The sequence below is a fragment of the Methanimicrococcus blatticola genome, from assembly GCF_004363215.1.
Taxonomy (GTDB): Archaea; Halobacteriota; Methanosarcinia; order Methanosarcinales; family Methanosarcinaceae; genus Methanimicrococcus; species Methanimicrococcus blatticola.
In genome coordinates, this window is the sequence record NZ_SNYS01000005.1 from 447,129 (window position 1) to 447,654 (window position 526).

General features: G+C 46.2%; 1 protein-coding gene. It reads left to right on the forward strand.

What is annotated here, in order from left to right:
- On the forward strand, positions 1 to 526 hold a 526-nt coding region (locus C7391_RS08665; RefSeq protein WP_166627362.1), incomplete at both ends, for an InlB B-repeat-containing protein.

Below are 526 nucleotides of genomic sequence, written 5' to 3' on the forward strand. Positions count from 1 at the left end.
TACAATTGTCACAAACGGAACAGCCAATATGTCAAAGTACGGATTCGTGTTTGAAAACTGGACGGAAAATGCGGATGGATCAGGAACGGTTTACACGGCCGGCGAAACCGTAACGCCGACAGATAACATGACGGTGTACGCGAAATGGAAACATGATGAGACGACGTATTATAATGTGACATACAAAGCAAACAGCGGTACGGGAATCGATTATACGGTGTCCGTCATTCCGGGAGATGAACATACAATTGTCACGAACGGAACGGCCAATATGTCAAAGTACGGATTCGTGTTTGAAAACTGGACGGAAAATGCGGACGGATCAGGAACGGTTTACACGGCCGGCGAAAACGTAACGCTGACAGATAACATGACGGTGTACGCGAAGTGGAAACATGACGAGACGACGTATTATAACATAACATACAAAACAAACGGCGGAACGGGAGCCGATTACACGGTGTCTGTCATTCCGGGAGATGAACACATAATCGTTATGAACGAAACGGCCAATATGTCAAAGTAC